Here is a 19,460-nt window from a genome sequence, read left to right on the forward strand (position 1 = left end):
GCTTAATATTGAAAAAGCACATTTTATCCATAGGAGTCTGCATGGTTTCCGCAATAGCTTTATCAGCTAACGACATGAATAAACAGTTATACCAACTAGAAGATACGGTTCAAGATGCTGAAGGTAATATCTACCGTACCGTCACCATTGGCGATCAAACCTGGTTAGCTGAGAGCCTCAGGAGTACCACATTTCAAGACGGTTCCGCTGTAAGAACAGGGGTAATCCCTAAAGATGAACCAGAGAATCTATTAAAGTATGGCAGGCTATACGATTGGCATGATGTTTCTGATAATCGAAACCTCTGCCCTGTGGGTTGGCGTGTAGCAACCGATGATGATTGGAAGCAATTAGAGCGCAATATTGGCATGTCCGAAGAGGAAATTGACCAAGATGGTTGGCGTGGCGGCGAGCAAAACCTTGGCGCTCAACTCAAAGAGTCCCAAAAAGATGGCCTGTTTAAAAAGTTTGATCCATCAATCGTAAATAAGCACCGATTTTTTGCTCGACCAGCCGGAGTGAAGTGGAATGGGTTCTACATCACTCAAGGTGCTTACACTGAATTTTGGACAGCGAGCGCTTCAACTGACGAAAAAGCCATTATACGAACCCTTGCTTACTCTTGGTGGAATGCACATAAAGGCGAGATCCGCCGAGCGACAAGTACCAAGGATTACATGTTCTCGGTACGGTGCGTAAAGATTGAGGGCTAATGTCTAAAACACCCTAACGATTAATTCATGGCCTTGCGCCACTCTTACACTTTTCATTATTGGTAAATACTATGAGCTTATCTTCAGTTCTTATTACAGGCGCTAATGCCGGACTTGGTTTCGAGGCTGCACGGCAGTTCGCTCTTCGCGAGGGCATCTCTAAAGTTATTTTGGCTTGTCGCGATAAAGCTAAAGCTCAAGACGCTCAGCAGCGCCTAGAACAATTGACGGAGAAGAAAATTTTCGAAACCTTGATCGTTGATGTTGGTGATTTAGATTCATGCAGAAGTGCTGCTGAAAATCTAGAGACCAAAGTTGATGGAATCGTGTTGAACGCGGGAGGCGGCGGCGGAACTGAGCCAACTAAAGTGACAAAAGATGGCGTCATGTTCGTCCTCGGGGTTAATGTGTTGGGACATGTTCATTTTACCGATCTTCTTATGGAGAATGGTAAGTTATCTGATAAAGGGTCGGTGATGTACGTCGCCAGTTTTGCTGCTAGAGGCGCTCCTGAGGTACGTGCTGCAAAACCTCCTATCATTGATGGCTCAATTGCAGAGTGGACATCGGTAGCTAATGGCACGAAATTCAATGGAAATAATACCTATACAGACATCTATGGGGCGGCAAAACTTATGGGGGCTCTTTGGACGATGAGTATGGCGCGCAAGCATCCGAGAATGCGATTCATTACGGTCGATCCAGGTATGGCGCGTGGCACTTCAGGGACCTCCCCGTTACCATTAGGTCAGAAGCTGTTAATAGAAGCTGTAATGTGGGTTATGCAAACACTTGGTAAAGCCCATTCTGTAGATGTAGGCGCAAAACGTTATGTAGATGTTTTGCTAAATGAAGATGAATTCAAAACGGGTATTTGGTGGGGGAGCAAGAAGGGGCTTACGGGAGCGTTGGCTAACCAGTCTGCTCACTGGCCTGAAATTATTGATAATGCAAACGTACAAAATAATGCCGATACAGTCATTCATAACTTTCTTTCGCAAGCAGTAAACCCAAGCAATCGTGCATAACCGATAAAATGGTCTCCTCCACCTAAACGCTGCATCATCATGTGCTCTGGCAGAGGTGGCGATTTTTACAATATAAGAGGGAAAGAAAGCCGATTTCCCGAGCACTTACAAGTGGTTGACTGAAATTGGCCATTTAGTTGGAGGAGTTATCTGACTCCGTTTCGACTTTTGTGACATTATTAAAAGTAAGCCAAGTTACGCTTCGTTGAAACTCGTGACAATCGACTGCAACTCGTTTTGGGGCAAAACCTTCTTAGAAGTTAAAGCTTTAAGCATCGTAGCTGATTTCGTAATACGCTTCGATCAACTCTTTCGATAATTCAACAAGTGAGTCGTAGATAACTGGTAATTCGTTATCTTTGAAAAAAAGCTTCAGGATTTCACATTCTTTAATCCCTTTGTTGTTTGGTTTTGTATATGTGAGATCATATCGCTTAGAAATTGGCGCAAAAATTTCTCTTAACTTGTCTCTATTCTTTTGTTTGGTCTCTTTGAACTCTGCTTCCACGTTAGCATACTGTGTTAAACGGAGGTAATAACCAGGTATCTGTTCGTCGACTCTCCAAAAAAGATGCTCAGTACTATCCGCATAGGCTTTGGGTTTCTTCCCTATATCTAGTTGAGTCCAAGGCCTCCCACCAACGTTTGCTCCCGACTTAAACCAAGTAGCGTCATTTGTACCGTCAATCTCACGATGAATTGCATCAATTAAATGATGTTGGGCCTGCGAGTCAGCAAAAAGACTGTAGTTGTTGTCTGATACCATCGATGATTCGATATATTGGATTTTTTCAATATACTTGAACTTCAAAAACTCAGTAAACTCCCGAGTAACTTGGTTACTAAACGTGAGACATTCAATTGCCGAACAAAGCTCTTGAGCACCAATGGCTACATACTCCAATTCATCAAGCAGCTTTTGTTCTGCGAAGTTAATACGGGCTAACTTAAGGAACTTGTAGTACTGGAAGTCAGAAAATTCTTTTTTGTACTTTTTTAACTGCTCCCGGCTAGCACTGCCCCTTGTTTTGTTTTCAAACAGAGCTTTATACGGTTTAGAATCAGCTGAGTACCGGATGATCAAGTCAGTACTTTTCTCTTGGCGTCTGACTTTTACTTCGGAGATGGACGATGTACCATTTGGGCACAAGCCTAGCTTTGTGAAAAATGATACTATGTCATCCGTTGCTTTTATTTCAATGATTAACCAGTTGAGAAATCCATCTAGCGCCAACTCTTTAGGCGCATGATTGAAAAAATTATTTTTCACAAATCACTAATCCTTTTCCAATTTATAGCGAATGTATCGAAAAGTTGTACTATGCGCTATATCCTAACGTTTTAACTGCTGCGTCAGCAAACTTAGACTCTTTATAAATACTGTTTGATAAGCTCCCGCTTACTAGACATTACTTTGATTAAAAAAAGTAGGTCGATACCTATCCACAAAGTGAGACTTAAAAGTGCGCTAGCTTGCAATGGGGCATTTCTAATTTAGCCCCAAATCAGCTAGAACACACCTCTGGACAGGAATAAGTTTGAAGCTTCCGACTAAATTTACCTATCAGAGAGTTTTTCACATCCCAAATAGCAAGACGACACCGCATCAGGTGATACCGCTTTTGGACTTTTTCTTTCATAGCCCACCAGATAGATGAAACGCATCTGATTGCGTAATTATTCTGTTCATTAAAATTTCATCCTACTATCCGTTAAAGTAGCCCTTACATTGCTTTCAGCCTGTGTTGAAAAAGCGCTACCAGTGCTCCGTTACGGCCATTGATAGAATTGCGCAATATAAAATCACTTGGCTGCATTTTGTCGGAATTTTTACTGCATTTGATGGCACGTTCGCTTCAGATTAATTAGACTTCTTTTGGATAAACTCAACTATAAAGGAATTTAATGGAAGCTACAAAAAACTGGTTTCGCTCCTGTCTAGGGCGTTACATTTCGTACATACAAAGAGCGAAAGCAACGGACGGAAGCAGGATTCTATCTCTACTAATTGGGGGCGTTCTATCTCTTGGCTTAAGTCTGGCAGGTGCTGAGGCAGTTATTCATGATTTAGATACTGAACACAAAAACTCAACTCAGAAATTCTTGTTCGATCAAAATCGGAAAGTAATTGAGAAAGGTTATCTCAAAGCGGAATATTGTGCTTCTAAAGACACAGTAAGTCGAAAAGCTAAAGTATGTGCGGATGCAGAAATAGCGCTGGTCGATTACTACAATAACAGTTCAGTGAAAGAGGACTCTTTAGTAATAGGTACAGACTACGACTACTTGCTGCTTTTGTATAAAAAAGCTTTATACGAGGTGCGAACAGCAACCTTAACCCCCGAAATGAGTATCTTTTCAATGTTTCCATTTAACATGGTTTCCGTTAATTACTTTGAGCTTGTAACCAAAACAGGAGTCGCTTCTTGGAAAGTCTGGATAATACTCTTGTTCCCGCTAATCTTTTTTGTACATGTCTACTTTTTGTATGTGAGGAAATCCCCTGAACCAACCCCTGATGATAGTTCAGGTAGCGGCCTAAATGGTACTGACAACGCGGAGCCTGATAATCACGGGGATTGCACTAATAACCTAAGCGAAGACGAGTTATCACCAACACGTTAACTTGCCCGTACTCAGCTAAATTCAATCTACAAAAAAGCGTACTCTAGCCTCAAGCCATTGCGCTTTGTTGTGTTAGTTGAGGGTGAAGAGGGGCTGTAAAGCTCCTCTTCAAATATATCACACATAGCATAATCACCATTGTGAGACACTTTTGGACAGGAATGAATCCAAAGCGTCTACTTCGGTGTTAGCTGCGCGACACTTGTTCTTGTTTGTTATGCTTTTATTTGAAGTAGAACGGATTATCGTAGACTGTATGCGGTTTCACTGAATCATCCAGATACAGGCGAAGATGAACGCGATAACCTAAGCTTTGATAGACTTCAAATCCAAGTGATTTATAGAAGCCGACTAGATTCTCAATAGTTATACCGCTACCGTCATCTGGTTCGGCGGTGATCTCAACACAAGCTTTAGGGCATGCGACTTCAATACGTTTTATTGCATCCTTCATCAATTCTCGAGCGAACCCTTTACCTCGAAATTCAGGCAATATGTCTATACGTTCAATCGTATAGACATTGTCGGGTTCAGGAGCTTTTCTCCACATGCAATTACAATCATCAGCGTAATTTTCGAAGTATGAATATGAAAAACCTTGGCTTTCTCTATACCAAATATTGGACAGCAGGTTCATGTAACTCCTTATAGATAAACTGTGATTAGCTAAGTTTATCGTAAAAGCGTGTAGATATTTACCAATAACATAACAGCTCAATAACAGCGTAGCTTTGCTGCGTCTGGCTTCGTAGGTGTTAAGTTGTTCGATTGTTATGAGTCAAGGCCACGGATGACTATGGTAAGACCCAACTTACTAGACATTACACAGATAAGAAAAAATAGGTCAAATCACCTCTTTGTGATTTGTGAGGTTGAGCGACACTAGCACAAAATGGGGCACTTCTGAGTTACGAAGTGCCAGCTGTGAAGGCTTTGCCATTTCTGAGTTAAAACATACCATCAATTAGTAAAGTTTGAATAAGTAAACGTTGGTCTAAACCGATCAAAATAGTGGATACCTCTAATTCTCGTATTGAGGAGGTAGGTACGCTTTTACATAATAAACAACTTCAGACACATACTTTCCAGTATCAAAGACTGGAGCACTGTGACCAACACCTTGCTCAACAAAAAGTTGATTCTCTACACCGTACTTGTCTAAAACTTGCTTGAGTAACTCGCTTTGCTCTAATGGTACAGGCTTATCTAAATCACCGTGAAGCATGATAAACGGTGGCGAATTTTCAGTGATGTAATGTGTTGGTGAAGCAGCTTTAGCTATCTCTGGTATCTCGCTAGGTATCCCACCAAGGAATCGAGATACTGATGCGCGTTCAGTCGTTGGTCTATTGCCCTTGTTACCTAAAGCCAGCAAATCGGTGGGCCCAAAGAAACTCACCACCGCTTTAACTCGATACTTTGGCTGTTCAAGAAAGTCGACCTGGTGCTCATTCGTAGCACCAACCAGATTCGCTAGGTGCGCGCCTGCAGAACGGCCCATTACGATAAGTTCATCCGCTTTTACACCATACTCACCAGCATGCGTGCTCAAATAATTGATTGCATCATTGACATCTTGAACTGGCTCTGGGAATGATGCTTCTCCGCTCAATCGATAGCTGACTGCAGCAATGGCATAGCCTTCAGTTAACACAGACTCTAGCAACAGTGGATTTTGCTCTGGCAATAGTTCTTTATTGCCTCTCTTCCATGCTCCCCCATGTACCCATACTAAGAGGGGGGATTCGACGCCTAACTCTACATTGGGCAAATAGAGGTCAAGTGCGAGTTCTCGATCATCAAGCTGTTTAAAAGGAATGTCTTTTTTTACTGTGTAATCGTCAAATGCATAAACATTAAACGTACTCAGTAACGAAACGAGCACAAACGGTATGACATGTTTCATAAATTAACCTATGAAAATTGCCTCAAGCACGTTGAGGCATGTGACCAATGACTATTGAATTAACTGGATATATTTTAAAAACTAGTATCAATGGCAATCCAGTAGCGACGGCCATCTTCAACATACCCATACTCTTCATAGCTGGTTTCTTGATCAAATAAATTGTAGATAGCTGCCATCAATTTGACGTTATTGTTGATACGCCAGTTAGCGCCAATATCTACATATGTGATCGAGGGTGCGAGGGTGCGAGTTGAATTAATGGAAATATTATCATTCTCCTCGCTACGGTATGCGACACGTGTCCAAGTATTCACATTGTCCCTCACTTTCCAGTCTGCATTCACAGAGGCTAAATGCTCTGGCATTTGGGTTAATGGCTGCCCTTTATCCTCACCTGATTTTTTCTCACTGTAAGTGTAAGTATAGTTAGCCGCTAATCGGACATCAGTGGTGATATTCCTCGCTACAGTAAACTCCGAGCCATAAGTGATCGCTTCATCAACGTTTTCATACGTCTTATCACAATCGCCGCTGCAATTGTCATCCAGTTGGCGCAGATTGATTTTGTCTTTGAAGTCGCTATAGAAAAAAGTCATGCTAGATGTCAGTGTATTGCCGCCGGCATAGTAAAAACCGATCTCGCTGTTCACTGAAGACTCTGCTTTCAGATCAGAGTTTCCGTAAACTACGCAGTTGCCCCTACAGCTCTCTTGCTCCCATTCTTCTTCCATTTCTGTCAAACTCGGTGCACGGTAGCCTGTCGAAACACCACCTTTGATCACCCAGTCAGTATCGACATTCCACACACCATAGACTCTTGGGCTAAGTTGTGATTGAAAATTCTCATTGTCGTCGTATCTCAAACCTAACGTCAGAGCGAAGTCTTGCATCATGTACCACTCATTCTCAGCATACAGTGACCATTGAGAGTTTTTGAATACGAACTCGTTGTTATCAAGTGCTTGTTTAGAATAAGCAATGCCTGCAGTAACGAAATGATCTCCTAAAGGAACAGACCATTGCGAATTGAAATTGGTGTTTTCTACTTCAAGCTCTCGACCTACGTTCTCAACCACCTCTTGTGTTACGTAGGAAGTAGCATCACCCCATAAGTAGCTCCCTGAATGAGACAAACTGTATGACTCACGGTTATTGTTAGTCTCCGTACTACCGCGATTGGTCGACTTACCATCTGTATTAAAGCGCTTCTGATCATGGCTAGTGTAGTCAAAGCTAAAGGTGTCATTATCTGTTGGTGTTAAGTGGACCGACGCGCGGTAGTTATCCAGCTCTTTACCACCGTTTCCATTTTCAATATTGTCTTCTTTTCGCTCTTGGTACATACCGGTCAATGATGCACTAAGTAGCCCGTCAATTAAGGGGCCAGCTAGATAAAGCTCACCTTGGTAAGTGTTCCCGGAGTTAGAGTTTTCTTGTAGGATTGTCTCTGCTCGTAAGTTACCATGCCACTGCTGATAGTCTTTACGTGTGATGATGTTGATGACACCACCGATCGCATCCGAGCCATAAAGTGTCGACATTGGACCGCGCACAACTTCAATTCTTTCTATGGCATTGAGCGGAGGCAACCAGTCTTGCTCAAAACCACCGCTGCTGCTCGGTTGAGTCTCTCGGCCAGTTTGCTTTCGCCCATCAACTAAAATTGCAGTATATTCAGGCGGCATGCCACGCAAAGAAATGTCTTGTCTTGAACCACCACCCGTCACGGTCACACCTGGTATGTCACGAAGAGCATCGGTCAAGTCCTGATAGGCACGATTCTCAATCTGCTCTCGGTCAATCACACTGATGGAGGCTGGTGCTTGCGTCACTGTCTGCTCGTACCCTGCCGCTGTTACGACTAAGGTTTCCATCGGCTCGGTGTTTGATTCCGCAAAAGTAGGCAGTGACAGTGTTGTCGCTACGCCACTAATTACTACAGCTAACGGAGTACGATGAAAAATTGCTGATGACATTTCCTTTGTAACCTACGATATAAATGATAATCGTTTTCAATTACACCGTAAATGAAATTGATTCGCAATCAATATGCTATCGGCAATGAGCAAAACCACTATCCCAAAATTGCATAGTAGTATGACCCTACTATGCAACTGTAGGGTTGTCGCTATAGAGCTCTTTAAAAATTGAGCGCACCCATTGGCACATTGGATCTTCGTGAAATCGCTTATGCCAAAAAAGATATACCGCTTCAAAATCCAATTGCAGCTCCTTTGGCACTGGTTTTCCGATTAGGCGTTCATCTGAGCATATGTCTTGGGCATAGCTTGTGGGAACATGGAATACAGTGTCGGTTTCGGCCGCAATATTCGCCACAGAACTAAAATGGCTGACTTGTATAGGTATCGAAAGCCTGTTCTTCTTGTCGACCAAACCCAGCTCAACAAACTTATGTTCAAATGATAGGGTCTTCTCTCCCTGTAACGAGATCTGACCAAATTGGGCTTTTAATAGCATCTCTGGTGTAATGTCTTTATTGGCTAACGGGTGCTCTTTATTCATCACCAAACGAAAGTCTCGATCTGCTAGCTTCATTTTATATAAGCTCTGTTCTGAGTTTGATGGTTGGTGTGATGACAATACAAAGTGCACGTCACCTGCGTTCAAAGACTCAAAATGCCTTTGCGCTGAAGTATCAATGCTCACAGTCATTTTCGGCGCAGTCTCACGAATCCGTTTGATCACTTTTGGCATCAAGGTATTCATCTGAGGGTGCAATCCAAAGAAGCGAACAGTCGCTTCGTTGTCTTTAGGAGAAAACGATTGTTTGTGTGCTAGTACCTCGAGACTATTAATCACTAGGTTAATATCTGCACGTAGACTTTCTGCTTTCGTGGTGAGTTCATAGCCAGTATGAGTTCTTACTAAAAGCTCATCGGCAAACAGTGCCCTCATTTTTTGTAAAGCCCGACTTACTGTAGACTGACTAAGGTTCATATGATGAGCCGTGTTTGAGACGTGCTTCTCTTCAAGCAGGGTTTTCAAAACTATCAGAGATTGAATATCGAGTTGGGAGATGTCCATGGAATTTAGTATCACTGGTTACATTGAACGAAACTGTATTATTCACATAATATCATCTCTTTTAGGGTGACATTCCTTGTGACAGGCATTTTTAGCTTTAACGAGCTAGGAATGACAACGGTATAGCGATACACACGGAAAAATCATTTAATTACCGTTTGGCCTATTACTTTTGTTTTATCAATTATTGTCGGTAACCTAAGCTTCAAAGAGGGTAACTGTCTTCATTTCAAACTGAAGTGTCAGATCTAGTCAGAATTAATACAGGTGAAGGTACGTTTAAATGTTTTGTTCGCTAAAGAAATTACTCATTCACATGCTGTTATGCGCGTTTGCCATACTAAAAGTTATCTAAACTCCGCTCCAGACGAATTCATGTGTCTCAGTACCCCATCGAACTGATCATTCCTTTTCTGATTCCGTAACCTTTCTGTGCAAGTTCAACGTGTTCAATGTTTGAACTACGATCTCTGGCGTTATGGAATATGTCAGTAGATAGGAAGAGTTATTTCACTAGCTAAGTCATGTCCCGAAGCTTTTTAGGCTTCAGTGAACGATCTATTTGAAAATAGTGTGTTGACCTACTTTTGGATAAGCAGAATTTTGGTAATTGAAGCAGAAGAGCCTAACCCACACGTGTCTATCAAGTCTGTGGCTGTTCATGTGCTAACTGAACGAAATGTGTCGACAAATATCAGGAATTATCACAATATGCGGCGTTTCTGTATGCTGAAAATTTAGTCCTTACAATTATGAAATCCCCCAACATAGAGCATATTCACTACTTCGTTGCCGTTGTCGAAACGGGTAGTTTTACTAAAGCTTCGAAAAAGTTAAGAAAAGATCGTAGTTCTGTAGGCCAGGCCATAGCTCTTTTAGAAATCGATCTTGGTGTTTCTCTATTCAAGCGAAATGGACCGAGTATAAAAGTGACCGATGAGGGTGAAGCACTTTAAAGGCGAGCACACTCTTTAATTCAGCACTACCAGTCATTCTGCCAATTTGGTCATAATCTTTGTGCCGACAGCAAAGCGACTCTGAGTATTGGCGTTGATGGCTTTACAAGCCCAAGAGACATAGCGGTAATAGACAGAGCTCTTTATGAGAACTACCCAGCGGTTATCGTTAACTGGGTAAAAGGAACCGGTGAGGTGCTCGGTACGATGCTTGAAAAGGGGGAGTTAGATTTTGCTATCAGAATGTACAACAATCGAACCTTGCCGGAGGGTTATCATACCGTTCACTTAGATGATGTGAAGTTACTGGCGGTAACTTCATCTTTGAACTTGGACAAAGAAGCTCGCGATCTCCCTATCTTTTTCTTTGATGGCTTAGATGAGGTTATCTTGAGTACGCATTTTGAACATTCACAAAAAGTGCCTGATGCGACGACAGCACTGTCCATTTTGCGAGTCAAGCCAGGGGTAGCAATAATACCTGAATCTATGCATGAACAAGGAGAACATCAGCCTATTGCGATTAATGGAGCAAATCATCTTCTCATTCGACGAGTATTACTTTGGTATCAAAATCTTCAGTTAAACCCAGAAAAAAGATTCATAATCAGTAACTTAATGAGCCTTCTTCAATCCAACTGATCGCTAATCTCAATTAATAACGTACCGTTGAGGGGGCGAATCCCCCGCTAAGCGTTCCTATCGATTATTTAACTGATGGTATTTTCTATTAAAATCGACTCAGTTTGATTTAATAGTTGAAAGAGACGGGCTATAAAAATACAAATAAGCAACACGTACTATACAATTTTAACTTTCGATAATATGTTTACATGGAATCTTAATACCCCCTAATTGGAAACTATGTGTCACTTCTAGATAAAGTGAATTATTTATTTCGGAACTTTAGATTTATGGTTCAGATCTGGCTTTTTATTTATCCAGTAAGTTAAGGGACGACATATAATGTTGAATCTTAATTATATTTAAATGCCTGAATCTTTATTAGATTTTAACTATTGAATTGATTGCTACAATCAAATATCCATTTCTAAATTTATTGTTAGTCTATATGTAATCAATGTTTCTATAGCAACACGAAAGGAAAAATTTGTGGAAAATAAAACAAATATAGGCGGTGGAAAGTGCCCAGTGATGCATGGTGGAGCAACGTCTTCAGGTATGAATAATGTGGCTTGGTGGCCCAATGCATTGAACTTAGACATTCTGCACCAACACGATTTGAAAACTAATCCTATGGAGATTGGCTTCAGCTATCATGATGAGTTGAAGAAACTTGATGTAGAGAGTTTAAAAGCAGACGTGAAGGCGCTGATGACAGACAGCCAAGATTGGTGGCCTGCCGATTGGGGCCACTACGGTGGTTTGATGATTCGAATGGCGTGGCACTCTGCTGGAACATACCGCACCAGTGATGGGCGTGGTGGTGCAAGTACCGGAAATCAGAGATTTGCCCCTCTCAATTCTTGGCCAGACAATGGTAACCTTGATAAAGCACGCCGTCTTCTATGGCCAATCAAACAAAAATACGGAAACAAGATCAGCTGGGCTGATTTAATGATTTTAGCCGGCAACATGGCCTATGAAACTATGGGGTTACAAACATTTGGATTCGCATTCGGCCGTGAAGATATCTGGCACCCTGAAAAAGACATCTACTGGGGTTCAGAGACAAAATGGCTTGAAGAAAGCGGTGGTGAAAATAGTCGTTACTCTGAAGAGCGTGAACTAGAGAACCCACTTGCTGCGGTAATGATGGGCTTAATCTATGTGAATCCAGAAGGTGTAGATGGTGAACCAGACCCAGTTAAAACAGCGAAAGATATGCGTGATACGTTTGCTCGCATGGGTATGGATGATGAAGAGACCGTTGCTCTAGTTGCTGGTGGGCATACCGTCGGCAAAGCACATGGCAATGGCGACGCATCACAGCTTGGACCAGAACCGGAACGAGCAGACATCGAAGAGCAGGGTTTTGGTTGGGTAAACAATCATTCACGTGGAGTAGGGCGTGATACCGTAACCAGTGGAATCGAAGGGGCTTGGACAACAAATCCAACACAATGGGATGATGGGTATTTCCACCTGTTACTCAATTACGATTGGTGGTTACGTAAGAGTCCCGCTGGCGCGTGGCAATGGGAACCGGTTAGCATTGCGGAAGAAGATAAACCTGTTGATGTTGAAGATCCTAGCATCCGTTTGAACCCAATTATGACTGATGCTGATATGGCGCTGAGAATCGATCCTGATTATCGCAAAATTTCAGACCGCTTCAGTAAGGATCCAGAATATTTCGCTGAAACTTTTGCTCGAGCATGGTTCAAATTAACTCACCGTGATATGGGCCCTAAAAGTACCTATTTTGGACCAGATATTCCTCAAGAAGATCTAATTTGGCAAGACCCAATTCCTGCAGGCAATAGTGACTACAATGTTGAAGCTGTAAAGGACAAGATTATTGCAAGCGGGCTATCAATTAGCGATATGGTCTCAACAGCATGGGACAGTGCTCGAACGTTCCGCAATTCTGACAAGCGTGGCGGTGCAAACGGCGCTCGAATTCGACTAGCCCCAATGAACCAATGGGAAGGCAACGAGCCGCAAAGGCTTGAGAAAGTTCTCTTCACCTTGGATAGCATTGCGCATGAATTTGAAGTGAGTATTGCCGATTGTATTGTTTTAGCGGGCAATGTTGGTATCGAGCTGGCTGCAAAAGCGGCGGGCATTGATATTAAGGTTCCATTTACACCAGGCCGTGGTGATGCAGCAGCCGATCAGACTGATGGCAATTCGTTCTCGGTGCTTGAACCTGTTGCTGATGCTTTCCGTAACTGGCAAAAGCAGAACTATGCAGTCACACCAGAAGAATTGATGTTAGATCAAGCACAACTTTTGGGTTTAACTGCACCTGAGATGACAGTATTGGTGGGTGGTATGCGGGTGCTGGGTACCAACTACGCGAATAGTACAGATGGTGTATTCACGGAAAATCTAGGTGTTTTAACAAACGATTTCTTTGTTAATTTGACAGACATGCGATTCTCATGGAAACCCACTGGTCGTAATTCATACTCAATTGTTGAACGTAATACAGGTAATGAAGTTTGGACTGCAACAAGAGCTGACTTAGTTTTTGGTTCTAACTCAATCCTTCGCTCTTACGCAGAATACTATGCGCAAAGTGATAACCACATTAAATTTGTTCATGATTTTGTTTCTGCATGGAGCAAAGTAATGAACTCAGATAGATTTGATGTTTGTTAAGAAAGATTGTTGCTTTTACTGAAGTGGTTTATGTAGGGTAAATTAACCACCAAAATAGAATGTATTATTGATTATGAAGGTAAGAGGTCTGTCCCTTGCCTTCATTTTTATTTAAGCAAGAGAATTAATGATTTTGAAGTTTGTAGATTTATATAAGGTATTCAACACGCCAGGGTTGTTTATATTTTATTAGATAGTGCTTAACGCTATCCTGATATTGAGCGTGAATATAGTAACGAAAACTGCCCCAGACAGAGTAGTCAGATTAGGCTCGGATAGGCAATATATTTCTATGACCCGCCTAAATGATGTCGAAATGACAACTTGAAGCTACTTCTAAAAAGAACCTCACCTAAACGGTGAGGTTCAATTAACCAGATGTACTAAAAAATAAAGGCCACTTTATCGATCCGGAGTAATAAGCACTTTGAACAATGGGTTAATAATCCGCGTAAACTTATTTAGCGGAAGAAAATCTTTGTTGAGCAATGCCCAGCAGTTCTTTAGCTAAATGCTCATCTTTATAGCCATTAAGCTCAACGGTTTTTCGCCCTTCAGGAAGCTGCTTATAAACGCTGTAGAACGCATAGATTCGATCCAATTCAGCCTTAGGCAGATCGAAAACTGAATTGATTTCTGCGTAGGTCGGATCAACGTCTTCTACAGGGACGGCAATAAACTTCTCATCCTTTTCACCGCCATCGGTCATATCAATGTAGCCGATGACCTTGATATCAATATAAGTTGCAGGCAGTAAGGGTTCTCGAGTGATCACCAATACATCCGCCTCAGCGCCATCATCAGCTAAGGTTTCATCGATATAGCCGTAGTTTGCAGGGTAGCTAACTGGCATTGATTGGAAATGTTTAACTTTGAGTCGCCCTTTTTCATCAAAATTGTAGCGCGTAATACTTCCCGCAGGAATTTCAACTTTCATTGTGTAGTTCATGGTTTACCTTATTCGTTGATCAGTAGGCAATGCTCAAAGGGCATATCAACATTGACCTTGCTGCCTGCTTCTAGAGATTGTGGGTGTTGAATTGGGATATTAATTTCAGAGCCAACATCGATATCGATTCTCCAGTGACTCCCTTCGAAGTTGGACTTTATAACTCGACCTGCGACGGTGTTTTCATCTTTTTCTAATACCGATGAAAAGCGAAGGCCAGAGCTGCGAAGCCATAAATGCTTGCTGGTGCCACCTGCATCGCATGAGGGTTTGGCGTTGATGTACTGCCCAAGAAAGTATGCACTAGCGACTTGCTCTTGATGATCGATATGCACTTTGTCTAACGGCAGTTTGCAGTCAAAGCCGGCCAAAGAAGCAATCCATGGAGAGCTAGGTGCAGAGAACAAGGCTTGGGGTGAATCAATTTGTTCGATCTCACCATCTTTCATTACGATAATTTTGTCGGCGAACGCACAGGCTTCCAGGGGATCGTGTGTCACGTAAAGAACCGTCTTATTTAGACGCTTAAACAGCTTGGAAAACTCAGAGCGCATCTCGGCTCTTAACTGAATATCTAAATTAGACAATGGTTCGTCAAACAGCAGCACATCGGGGTTGGTTGCAATTGCTCTAGCGATAGATACACGTTGAGCCTGACCACCCGATAGTTCTCTAGGGTAGCGTTCCGCATATTGAGTGATTTGTAGCAACTCAAGCATCTCATTAACGCGGTAAGCTCGGTCTTCTTTATTCATTTTGTTGAGGCCATAGCCAATAATGTCTTTGACTTTCATATGTGGCCACAAAGCATAATCTTGAAACACCATATTCATTTGTCGCTGCTCTGGTGGCGCAACCTTAGGGCCTTCAGTGATTAAAGTGTCTTGTAATTTGACCGATCCTTGGTCCGGTGCATCGATACCGGCGACAATTTTTAGTAGTGACGATTTACCGGATCCAGAAGGGCCAACGATGCAGTAAACCTGTCCTTCTTCAAGAGTGAACGAAACGTCTTTAAGGATATGTTGTTTTCCAATTGAACGATGAATGTTACTGCAGCTTAAAAAGGCTTTTGACGGTATATTTAAGTTAGTAGGCATGAATTATTACTCTTTAATCAAATGGCCAAAGTGGCGGCGTAACAGCGCGTTGCATACAGCGATAATGATGGCAGCAACCGTACCTGCAATGAACACAGCAGCAGTAGAGATACCATATTCCCCTGAGTTAAATTGAGCACTCACAAAAGGAGCGAGCATCTCGAAGCGAGGAGGTCTAAGCATAGAATTAATCGCTAGTTCAAAGATGCTTGAACCAAAGCCAGATAAAGTGGCTGAAATAATCGCTGTAAGGACCAAGGGCATCACAATCGTATATAAACGTCGCGCTAATCCGGCTCCTTGCAGTCTTGCTGCATTTAGCTGACTGAGTGGTACTTGCGCCATCGCACCCATCAATATTCGAACTGCAACTGGGACAGATGTGGCTGTTGAAGCAAGGACTAGCAGTTCGGACTTTCCGTATAAATTGAGCCCGATAGTTGAAAGCCAAGGCGAGTTCCATACAAAGATAAAGCCGACACCAAGAATGACACCAGGGATAGCCATTGAGAGCGTACATGCTGAATCAATGATCTTGTTCATGCCGTTAGAAGTGAAGGTTAATAGGTAGGCGGCTAAGAAAGCTAAAATCCCGCTTAGAATGGCCGATTGACCTGCAATAGTGATCGAATTAACCAAACTGTCTGCAAACAATGAACGCTCTGCAAACAAATTAATGTAGTTGATAGCACTAAAGTTACCTATGAAGAAACCGTTCCATAGTTGCCCCATAAACGACACCATAAAACTGGTACCTATAGGTATTCCCACAGCAACAAATAGAAAGGACCATACGCTGGTAGCTAAGAGTTTAGAGTAAGGTGCAACAGGTGTTTCTTGCATACCTGTTTGGCTAGAGAGAAACTGGTAAGGTTTTGCGCGAAGAATCCAAAAATAAGCTGCCAATGCGATAAACATAATGATGGCGAGATACGTGGCTAAGATACCGGCTAAATCGAAACGAATCGGTGAATGATTTATCGCCGCGTAAATAGTATATGGGAGCGTTGGGTAACGGTAACTGGTTGCAAGAGCAGCTGGCAAACCAAAGTCACCAATGGTATCAATAAAGACGAGTACAACACCCGATAGCAGAGCCGGAAGCAGCAGAGGTAGACGAATAGTGAAGAATACTTGCCAAGCAGGGCGGCCACAGAGTCTTCCGGCCAAACTTAGGTTCTTCATACTCCACTGCAATGCGGCTGACATCGCTAAATAAGCAAGTGGAAAGTTCTTCATCGCCATTATAAACACCAATCCATTGGGATTGAAAATCAGCTCTGACACAAAGCTTGAGCCTGTTAATTGCGTTGCGATGCCCGAACGACTGGCAAATAATACCCAGCCTTGTGCGATCACAAATGATGGAATGATTAAAATACACCACACGACTAGGTCAACATATCGGCTACCTGGAAAACGATATGAATGACGCGCTATTGCAAGCATGGCGCCCATAACGCCACCAATTAGGCCTGCGCCAATAGAGAGGTATAGGCTATTTTTGAGAGATGCCATCCAAAGGCGTCGTTTGAAAATTTCACCTAACCCTGCAGCATCAGAGCCGACTTCAACCCAGTGTAATAAAGGTTGAATGACCACCATAAGCATTGGTAGCAAAACTAAAATGGCGAGTATAGCTAGGACCAATACACCAAGAATTTGGTCAGGAGATAGCCAATTTGTGGGTTTGATTTTTTGCCAAAATGAAGGCGCAGCATTTTGCTGCGCCTTGTTTGTTGTGATGGTAAGCATAATTAGTTAATTGCGTTATCAGCGAACCAGCTTTTGATCGCTTCGTCGTTTTTGTAAGCGAATTGTACTGGGGTAAAATTGTATTTTACTTCAGAACCTGGACCAAAAGAGACTTCTGTAGCTTGTGTTATTGTTGGACGGAAAACACCATCACTGCCACCGTTGTCGGCTAGGAACTGTTGGCCTTTTTCACTTAACATCCACTCAGTAAATGCTTGAGTTGTTTCTTGGTGTTTGGTTTGGGACTGGACACCAAATGCGCGAACTGTGGCAGGTGCACCAGATTCCGGCCAGATGATTTCAAAATCAGCACCTTGTTCTACAAACGTGTACGCTTGTTGTGAAGTGAGCAACGCAACTTCTATTTCACCTGATTGCAATGCACGGCCTGTTGGACCATTGGTGCGGAAAATTCGCAAGCCATTGTCAAACGCATCCGAGAACAGTTTACGAGCACTTTCATCACCTAGTTGGTGGAACAAACCCGCAACACATGGATAAGCAGGGGCTGCGACAGAAGGGTCAGCCATGCCGACTAAGCCCTTTAACTCTGGTTTAGTGATATCTTGATAGTTGTTGATTTCAATGTTGTTGTCTTTACGTTTTACAATCACACAAGCAGAAGAGATACCTACTGGATAGTAAGCCGAGTTATTGGGAACAAGAGCTTTTGCTTCGTTAGTTAAGTTACCTGCATTCTCTGCGTTTAAATTCTCTTTTAAATCGCCACTAGCGTTTAGAGAGTGCAGGGTGTTGTCTCCATTGAATAGAATTAAGTCCCATTGTGGGTTGCTACGCTCTGCTGCAACGCGTGCTATTAGGTTACCGCCCGACATTTTCACAACATCAAGTTCATAGCCTGTATCTTTGGTAAATTGGTCACCAATGATCTCTTCGAAATCATTAGTATAAAGTACGGGTGCAGCAATAGATTGGGCGCTAAAAGCCCCAATGATTACTAAAGGAATAAACTTTAATTTGCTCATTTTTAAACTGCCTTGTCATATTGCATTTGAGTGAATTTGGGTAAGATTACGAGTTTCTGGTTAGGCATTTTATGAGTTGAATACGACAAAACAATGATAGATATAATCAAAACTGTTTGGACAAAAAGTTGAAAGTGGATTCATCTATCCGTCACATTTATATGGCAAACTGCCAAGCTATTTTGTCGAACTTCGATAAGAATATTGAACAATACTTCCTTTTCTCACATGCTCTCATTTGTTCACTCCGTCAAATGTGGAAGCTTTTCTGAAGCCGGCAGAAACATTGGCATTACCGCCTCAGCTGTCAGCAAGAATGTGTCTCGTTTAGAGGAGTCGTATGGTGTTCGTTTGATTCGCCGTACCACTCGTACGTTAGTACCGACCGACTTAGGAGTGCAGGTATTTCAAAAATTAGAGGCAATACTGGCGGACTTGGAAAGTGTAGAAAACGATATTCAAGACTCCATTAGTACTCCAAGAGGAAATATCAGTATTAAGCTGCCTAGGGTTTATGGTGGTCGATATATTGTCCCGCTTCTGCATAATTTTGCTCAACAGCACCCAGAACTAACGTTTGACATTATGCTCGATGATCGACCATCTAATCTCATCGAGAATAAGTTCGATCTTGCGATCCACATCGGTGAACTTACCGACAGTAATCTGATTGCTCGTAAGCTTGATGAAGAGCAACTCACTACCTGTGCCTCTCCCGAATACCTTGAGGCTTATGGGCTGCCTAGTACGCCCGATGACTTGGTCGAGCACCAGTGTTTGGTTTTACGTTCTCAAACTTCTGGGATGTCCGAAAAATGGAGTTTTAAAGTCGGACATAAAGAGCAGCGCATCAACTTGAAAAGTCGATTTATCATTAATGATGGCATGGCTTTGGTGCGTGGTGCTGATAAAGGCATGGGTATTGTCCAACTTCCAAGAAATATGCTTGGCCGCTCCGTCGATGCTGACCGATTAAAGGTGATACTAAAACAGTATCAACCAGCAGCGACACCCATTTACTTACTGTATGCTGATAGCAATCAACCCAATCGTAGCAAGGTGTTGATTGATTATTTGATCTCTAAGAGAGGCAGAATCAGTTAGTC

General features: G+C 42.5%; 16 protein-coding genes. 7 read left to right on the forward strand and 9 right to left on the reverse strand.

All coding sequences use genetic code 11. The features are described from left to right. Positions 1-41 precede the first annotated feature (41 nt). Positions 42-713, forward strand: coding sequence for a fibrobacter succinogenes major paralogous domain-containing protein (locus tag D5I41_RS04245; RefSeq protein WP_119008661.1), 672 nt, complete (start codon positions 42-44; stop codon positions 711-713). Between the two features lie 71 nt (positions 714-784). Further along, on the forward strand, positions 785-1,741 hold the full coding sequence (locus D5I41_RS04250; protein WP_119008662.1) for an SDR family NAD(P)-dependent oxidoreductase: 957 nt from the start codon (positions 785-787) through the stop codon (positions 1,739-1,741). Between the two features lie 268 nt (positions 1,742-2,009). On the opposite strand, the gene D5I41_RS04255 is transcribed toward D5I41_RS04250, so the two are convergent. Further along, positions 2,010-3,011 (reverse strand): hypothetical protein, encoded by a 1,002-nt coding sequence (locus D5I41_RS04255; RefSeq protein WP_119008663.1) that lies wholly within the window; start codon positions 3,009-3,011, stop codon positions 2,010-2,012. A 635-nt stretch (positions 3,012-3,646) separates the two neighbouring features. On the opposite strand from D5I41_RS04255, the gene D5I41_RS04260 reads away from it, so the two are divergent. Next, positions 3,647-4,366: a hypothetical protein gene (locus D5I41_RS04260; protein WP_119008664.1), complete on the forward strand. Its 720-nt coding sequence runs from the start codon at positions 3,647-3,649 to the stop codon at positions 4,364-4,366. 223 nt (positions 4,367-4,589) lie between these two features. Here D5I41_RS04260 and D5I41_RS04265 read toward each other — a convergent pair whose 3' ends face one another. The 4 genes from D5I41_RS04265 to D5I41_RS04280 all read right to left on the reverse strand — a co-directional run bounded on the left by D5I41_RS04265 (position 4,590) and on the right by D5I41_RS04280 (position 9,320). After that, positions 4,590-5,003, reverse strand: coding sequence for a GNAT family N-acetyltransferase (locus D5I41_RS04265; protein WP_119008665.1), 414 nt, complete (start codon positions 5,001-5,003; stop codon positions 4,590-4,592). Between the two features lie 384 nt (positions 5,004-5,387). After that, positions 5,388-6,272, reverse strand: coding sequence for an alpha/beta hydrolase (locus tag D5I41_RS04270; protein WP_119008666.1), 885 nt, complete (start codon positions 6,270-6,272; stop codon positions 5,388-5,390). A 74-nt stretch (positions 6,273-6,346) separates the two neighbouring features. After that, positions 6,347-8,251: a TonB-dependent receptor domain-containing protein gene (locus tag D5I41_RS04275; protein WP_119008667.1), complete on the reverse strand. Its 1,905-nt coding sequence runs from the start codon at positions 8,249-8,251 to the stop codon at positions 6,347-6,349. A gap of 130 nt (positions 8,252-8,381) precedes the next feature. Beyond that, a complete protein-coding gene (locus D5I41_RS04280; protein ID WP_119008668.1) occupies positions 8,382-9,320 on the reverse strand; it encodes a LysR family transcriptional regulator in 939 nt (312 codons plus the stop codon). Between the two features lie 752 nt (positions 9,321-10,072). On the opposite strand from D5I41_RS04280, the gene D5I41_RS04285 reads away from it, so the two are divergent. The 3 genes from D5I41_RS04285 to katG all read left to right on the forward strand — a co-directional run bounded on the left by D5I41_RS04285 (position 10,073) and on the right by katG (position 13,564). After that, a complete protein-coding gene (locus D5I41_RS04285) occupies positions 10,073-10,276 on the forward strand; it encodes a LysR family transcriptional regulator (protein ID WP_119008669.1) in 204 nt (67 codons plus the stop codon). A 207-nt stretch (positions 10,277-10,483) separates the two neighbouring features. Beyond that, a complete protein-coding gene (locus D5I41_RS04290) occupies positions 10,484-10,918 on the forward strand; it encodes a type 2 periplasmic-binding domain-containing protein (protein WP_119008670.1) in 435 nt (144 codons plus the stop codon). Positions 10,919-11,389: 471 nt separating this feature from the next. Further along, entirely contained in the window at positions 11,390-13,564 is a 2,175-nt protein-coding gene (gene katG / locus D5I41_RS04295; RefSeq protein ID WP_162892791.1) for a catalase/peroxidase HPI, read from the forward strand. 457 nt (positions 13,565-14,021) lie between these two features. On the opposite strand, the gene D5I41_RS04300 is transcribed toward katG, so the two are convergent. The 4 genes from D5I41_RS04300 to D5I41_RS04315 are packed head-to-tail and all read right to left on the reverse strand — an operon-like array spanning position 14,022 to position 18,354. Beyond that, complete coding sequence (locus D5I41_RS04300; protein WP_119008671.1) at positions 14,022-14,513, reverse strand: inorganic diphosphatase; 492 nt, start codon at positions 14,511-14,513, stop codon at positions 14,022-14,024. A gap of 8 nt (positions 14,514-14,521) precedes the next feature. After that, positions 14,522-15,613, reverse strand: coding sequence for an ABC transporter ATP-binding protein (locus D5I41_RS04305; protein WP_119008672.1), 1,092 nt, complete (start codon positions 15,611-15,613; stop codon positions 14,522-14,524). 6 nt (positions 15,614-15,619) lie between these two features. Continuing rightward, entirely contained in the window at positions 15,620-17,368 is a 1,749-nt protein-coding gene (locus D5I41_RS04310) for an ABC transporter permease (protein WP_119008673.1), read from the reverse strand. A 2-nt stretch (positions 17,369-17,370) separates the two neighbouring features. Then, entirely contained in the window at positions 17,371-18,354 is a 984-nt protein-coding gene (locus D5I41_RS04315; protein ID WP_119008674.1) for an extracellular solute-binding protein, read from the reverse strand. A gap of 228 nt (positions 18,355-18,582) precedes the next feature. Here D5I41_RS04315 and D5I41_RS04320 point away from each other — a divergent pair, with 228 nt between their 5' ends. After that, positions 18,583-19,458, forward strand: a complete 876-nt coding sequence (locus D5I41_RS04320) for a LysR family transcriptional regulator (protein ID WP_119008675.1) — start codon at positions 18,583-18,585, stop codon at positions 19,456-19,458. The last annotated feature ends 2 nt before the right edge of the window (positions 19,459-19,460 follow it).

Origin of the sequence: Vibrio superstes, from assembly GCF_003569005.1 — a bacterium.
GTDB classification, from domain to species: Bacteria; Pseudomonadota; Gammaproteobacteria; order Enterobacterales; family Vibrionaceae; genus Vibrio; species Vibrio superstes.

Bases quoted from the DNA above. Each gene is read 5' to 3' on its own strand.
- D5I41_RS04275 (WP_119008667.1), bottom strand. From the start codon at position 8,251: ATGTCATCAGCAATTTTTCATCGTACTCCGTTAGCTGTAGTAATTAGT.
- D5I41_RS04315 (WP_119008674.1), bottom strand. From the start codon at position 18,354: ATGAGCAAATTAAAGTTTATTCCTTTAGTAATCATTGGGGCTTTTAGC.
- D5I41_RS04305 (WP_119008672.1), bottom strand. From the start codon at position 15,613: ATGCCTACTAACTTAAATATACCGTCAAAAGCCTTTTTAAGCTGCAGT.
- D5I41_RS04310 (WP_119008673.1), bottom strand. From the start codon at position 17,368: ATGCTTACCATCACAACAAACAAGGCGCAGCAAAATGCTGCGCCTTCA.
- D5I41_RS04320 (WP_119008675.1), top strand. From the start codon at position 18,583: ATGCTCTCATTTGTTCACTCCGTCAAATGTGGAAGCTTTTCTGAAGCC.
- D5I41_RS04300 (WP_119008671.1), bottom strand. From the start codon at position 14,513: ATGAACTACACAATGAAAGTTGAAATTCCTGCGGGAAGTATTACGCGC.
- D5I41_RS04250 (WP_119008662.1), top strand. From the start codon at position 785: ATGAGCTTATCTTCAGTTCTTATTACAGGCGCTAATGCCGGACTTGGT.
- D5I41_RS04290 (WP_119008670.1), top strand. From the start codon at position 10,484: ATGCTTGAAAAGGGGGAGTTAGATTTTGCTATCAGAATGTACAACAAT.
- D5I41_RS04260 (WP_119008664.1), top strand. From the start codon at position 3,647: ATGGAAGCTACAAAAAACTGGTTTCGCTCCTGTCTAGGGCGTTACATT.
- D5I41_RS04245 (WP_119008661.1), top strand. From the start codon at position 42: ATGGTTTCCGCAATAGCTTTATCAGCTAACGACATGAATAAACAGTTA.
- D5I41_RS04285 (WP_119008669.1), top strand. From the start codon at position 10,073: ATGAAATCCCCCAACATAGAGCATATTCACTACTTCGTTGCCGTTGTC.
- D5I41_RS04270 (WP_119008666.1), bottom strand. From the start codon at position 6,272: ATGAAACATGTCATACCGTTTGTGCTCGTTTCGTTACTGAGTACGTTT.
- D5I41_RS04280 (WP_119008668.1), bottom strand. From the start codon at position 9,320: ATGGACATCTCCCAACTCGATATTCAATCTCTGATAGTTTTGAAAACC.
- D5I41_RS04265 (WP_119008665.1), bottom strand. From the start codon at position 5,003: ATGAACCTGCTGTCCAATATTTGGTATAGAGAAAGCCAAGGTTTTTCA.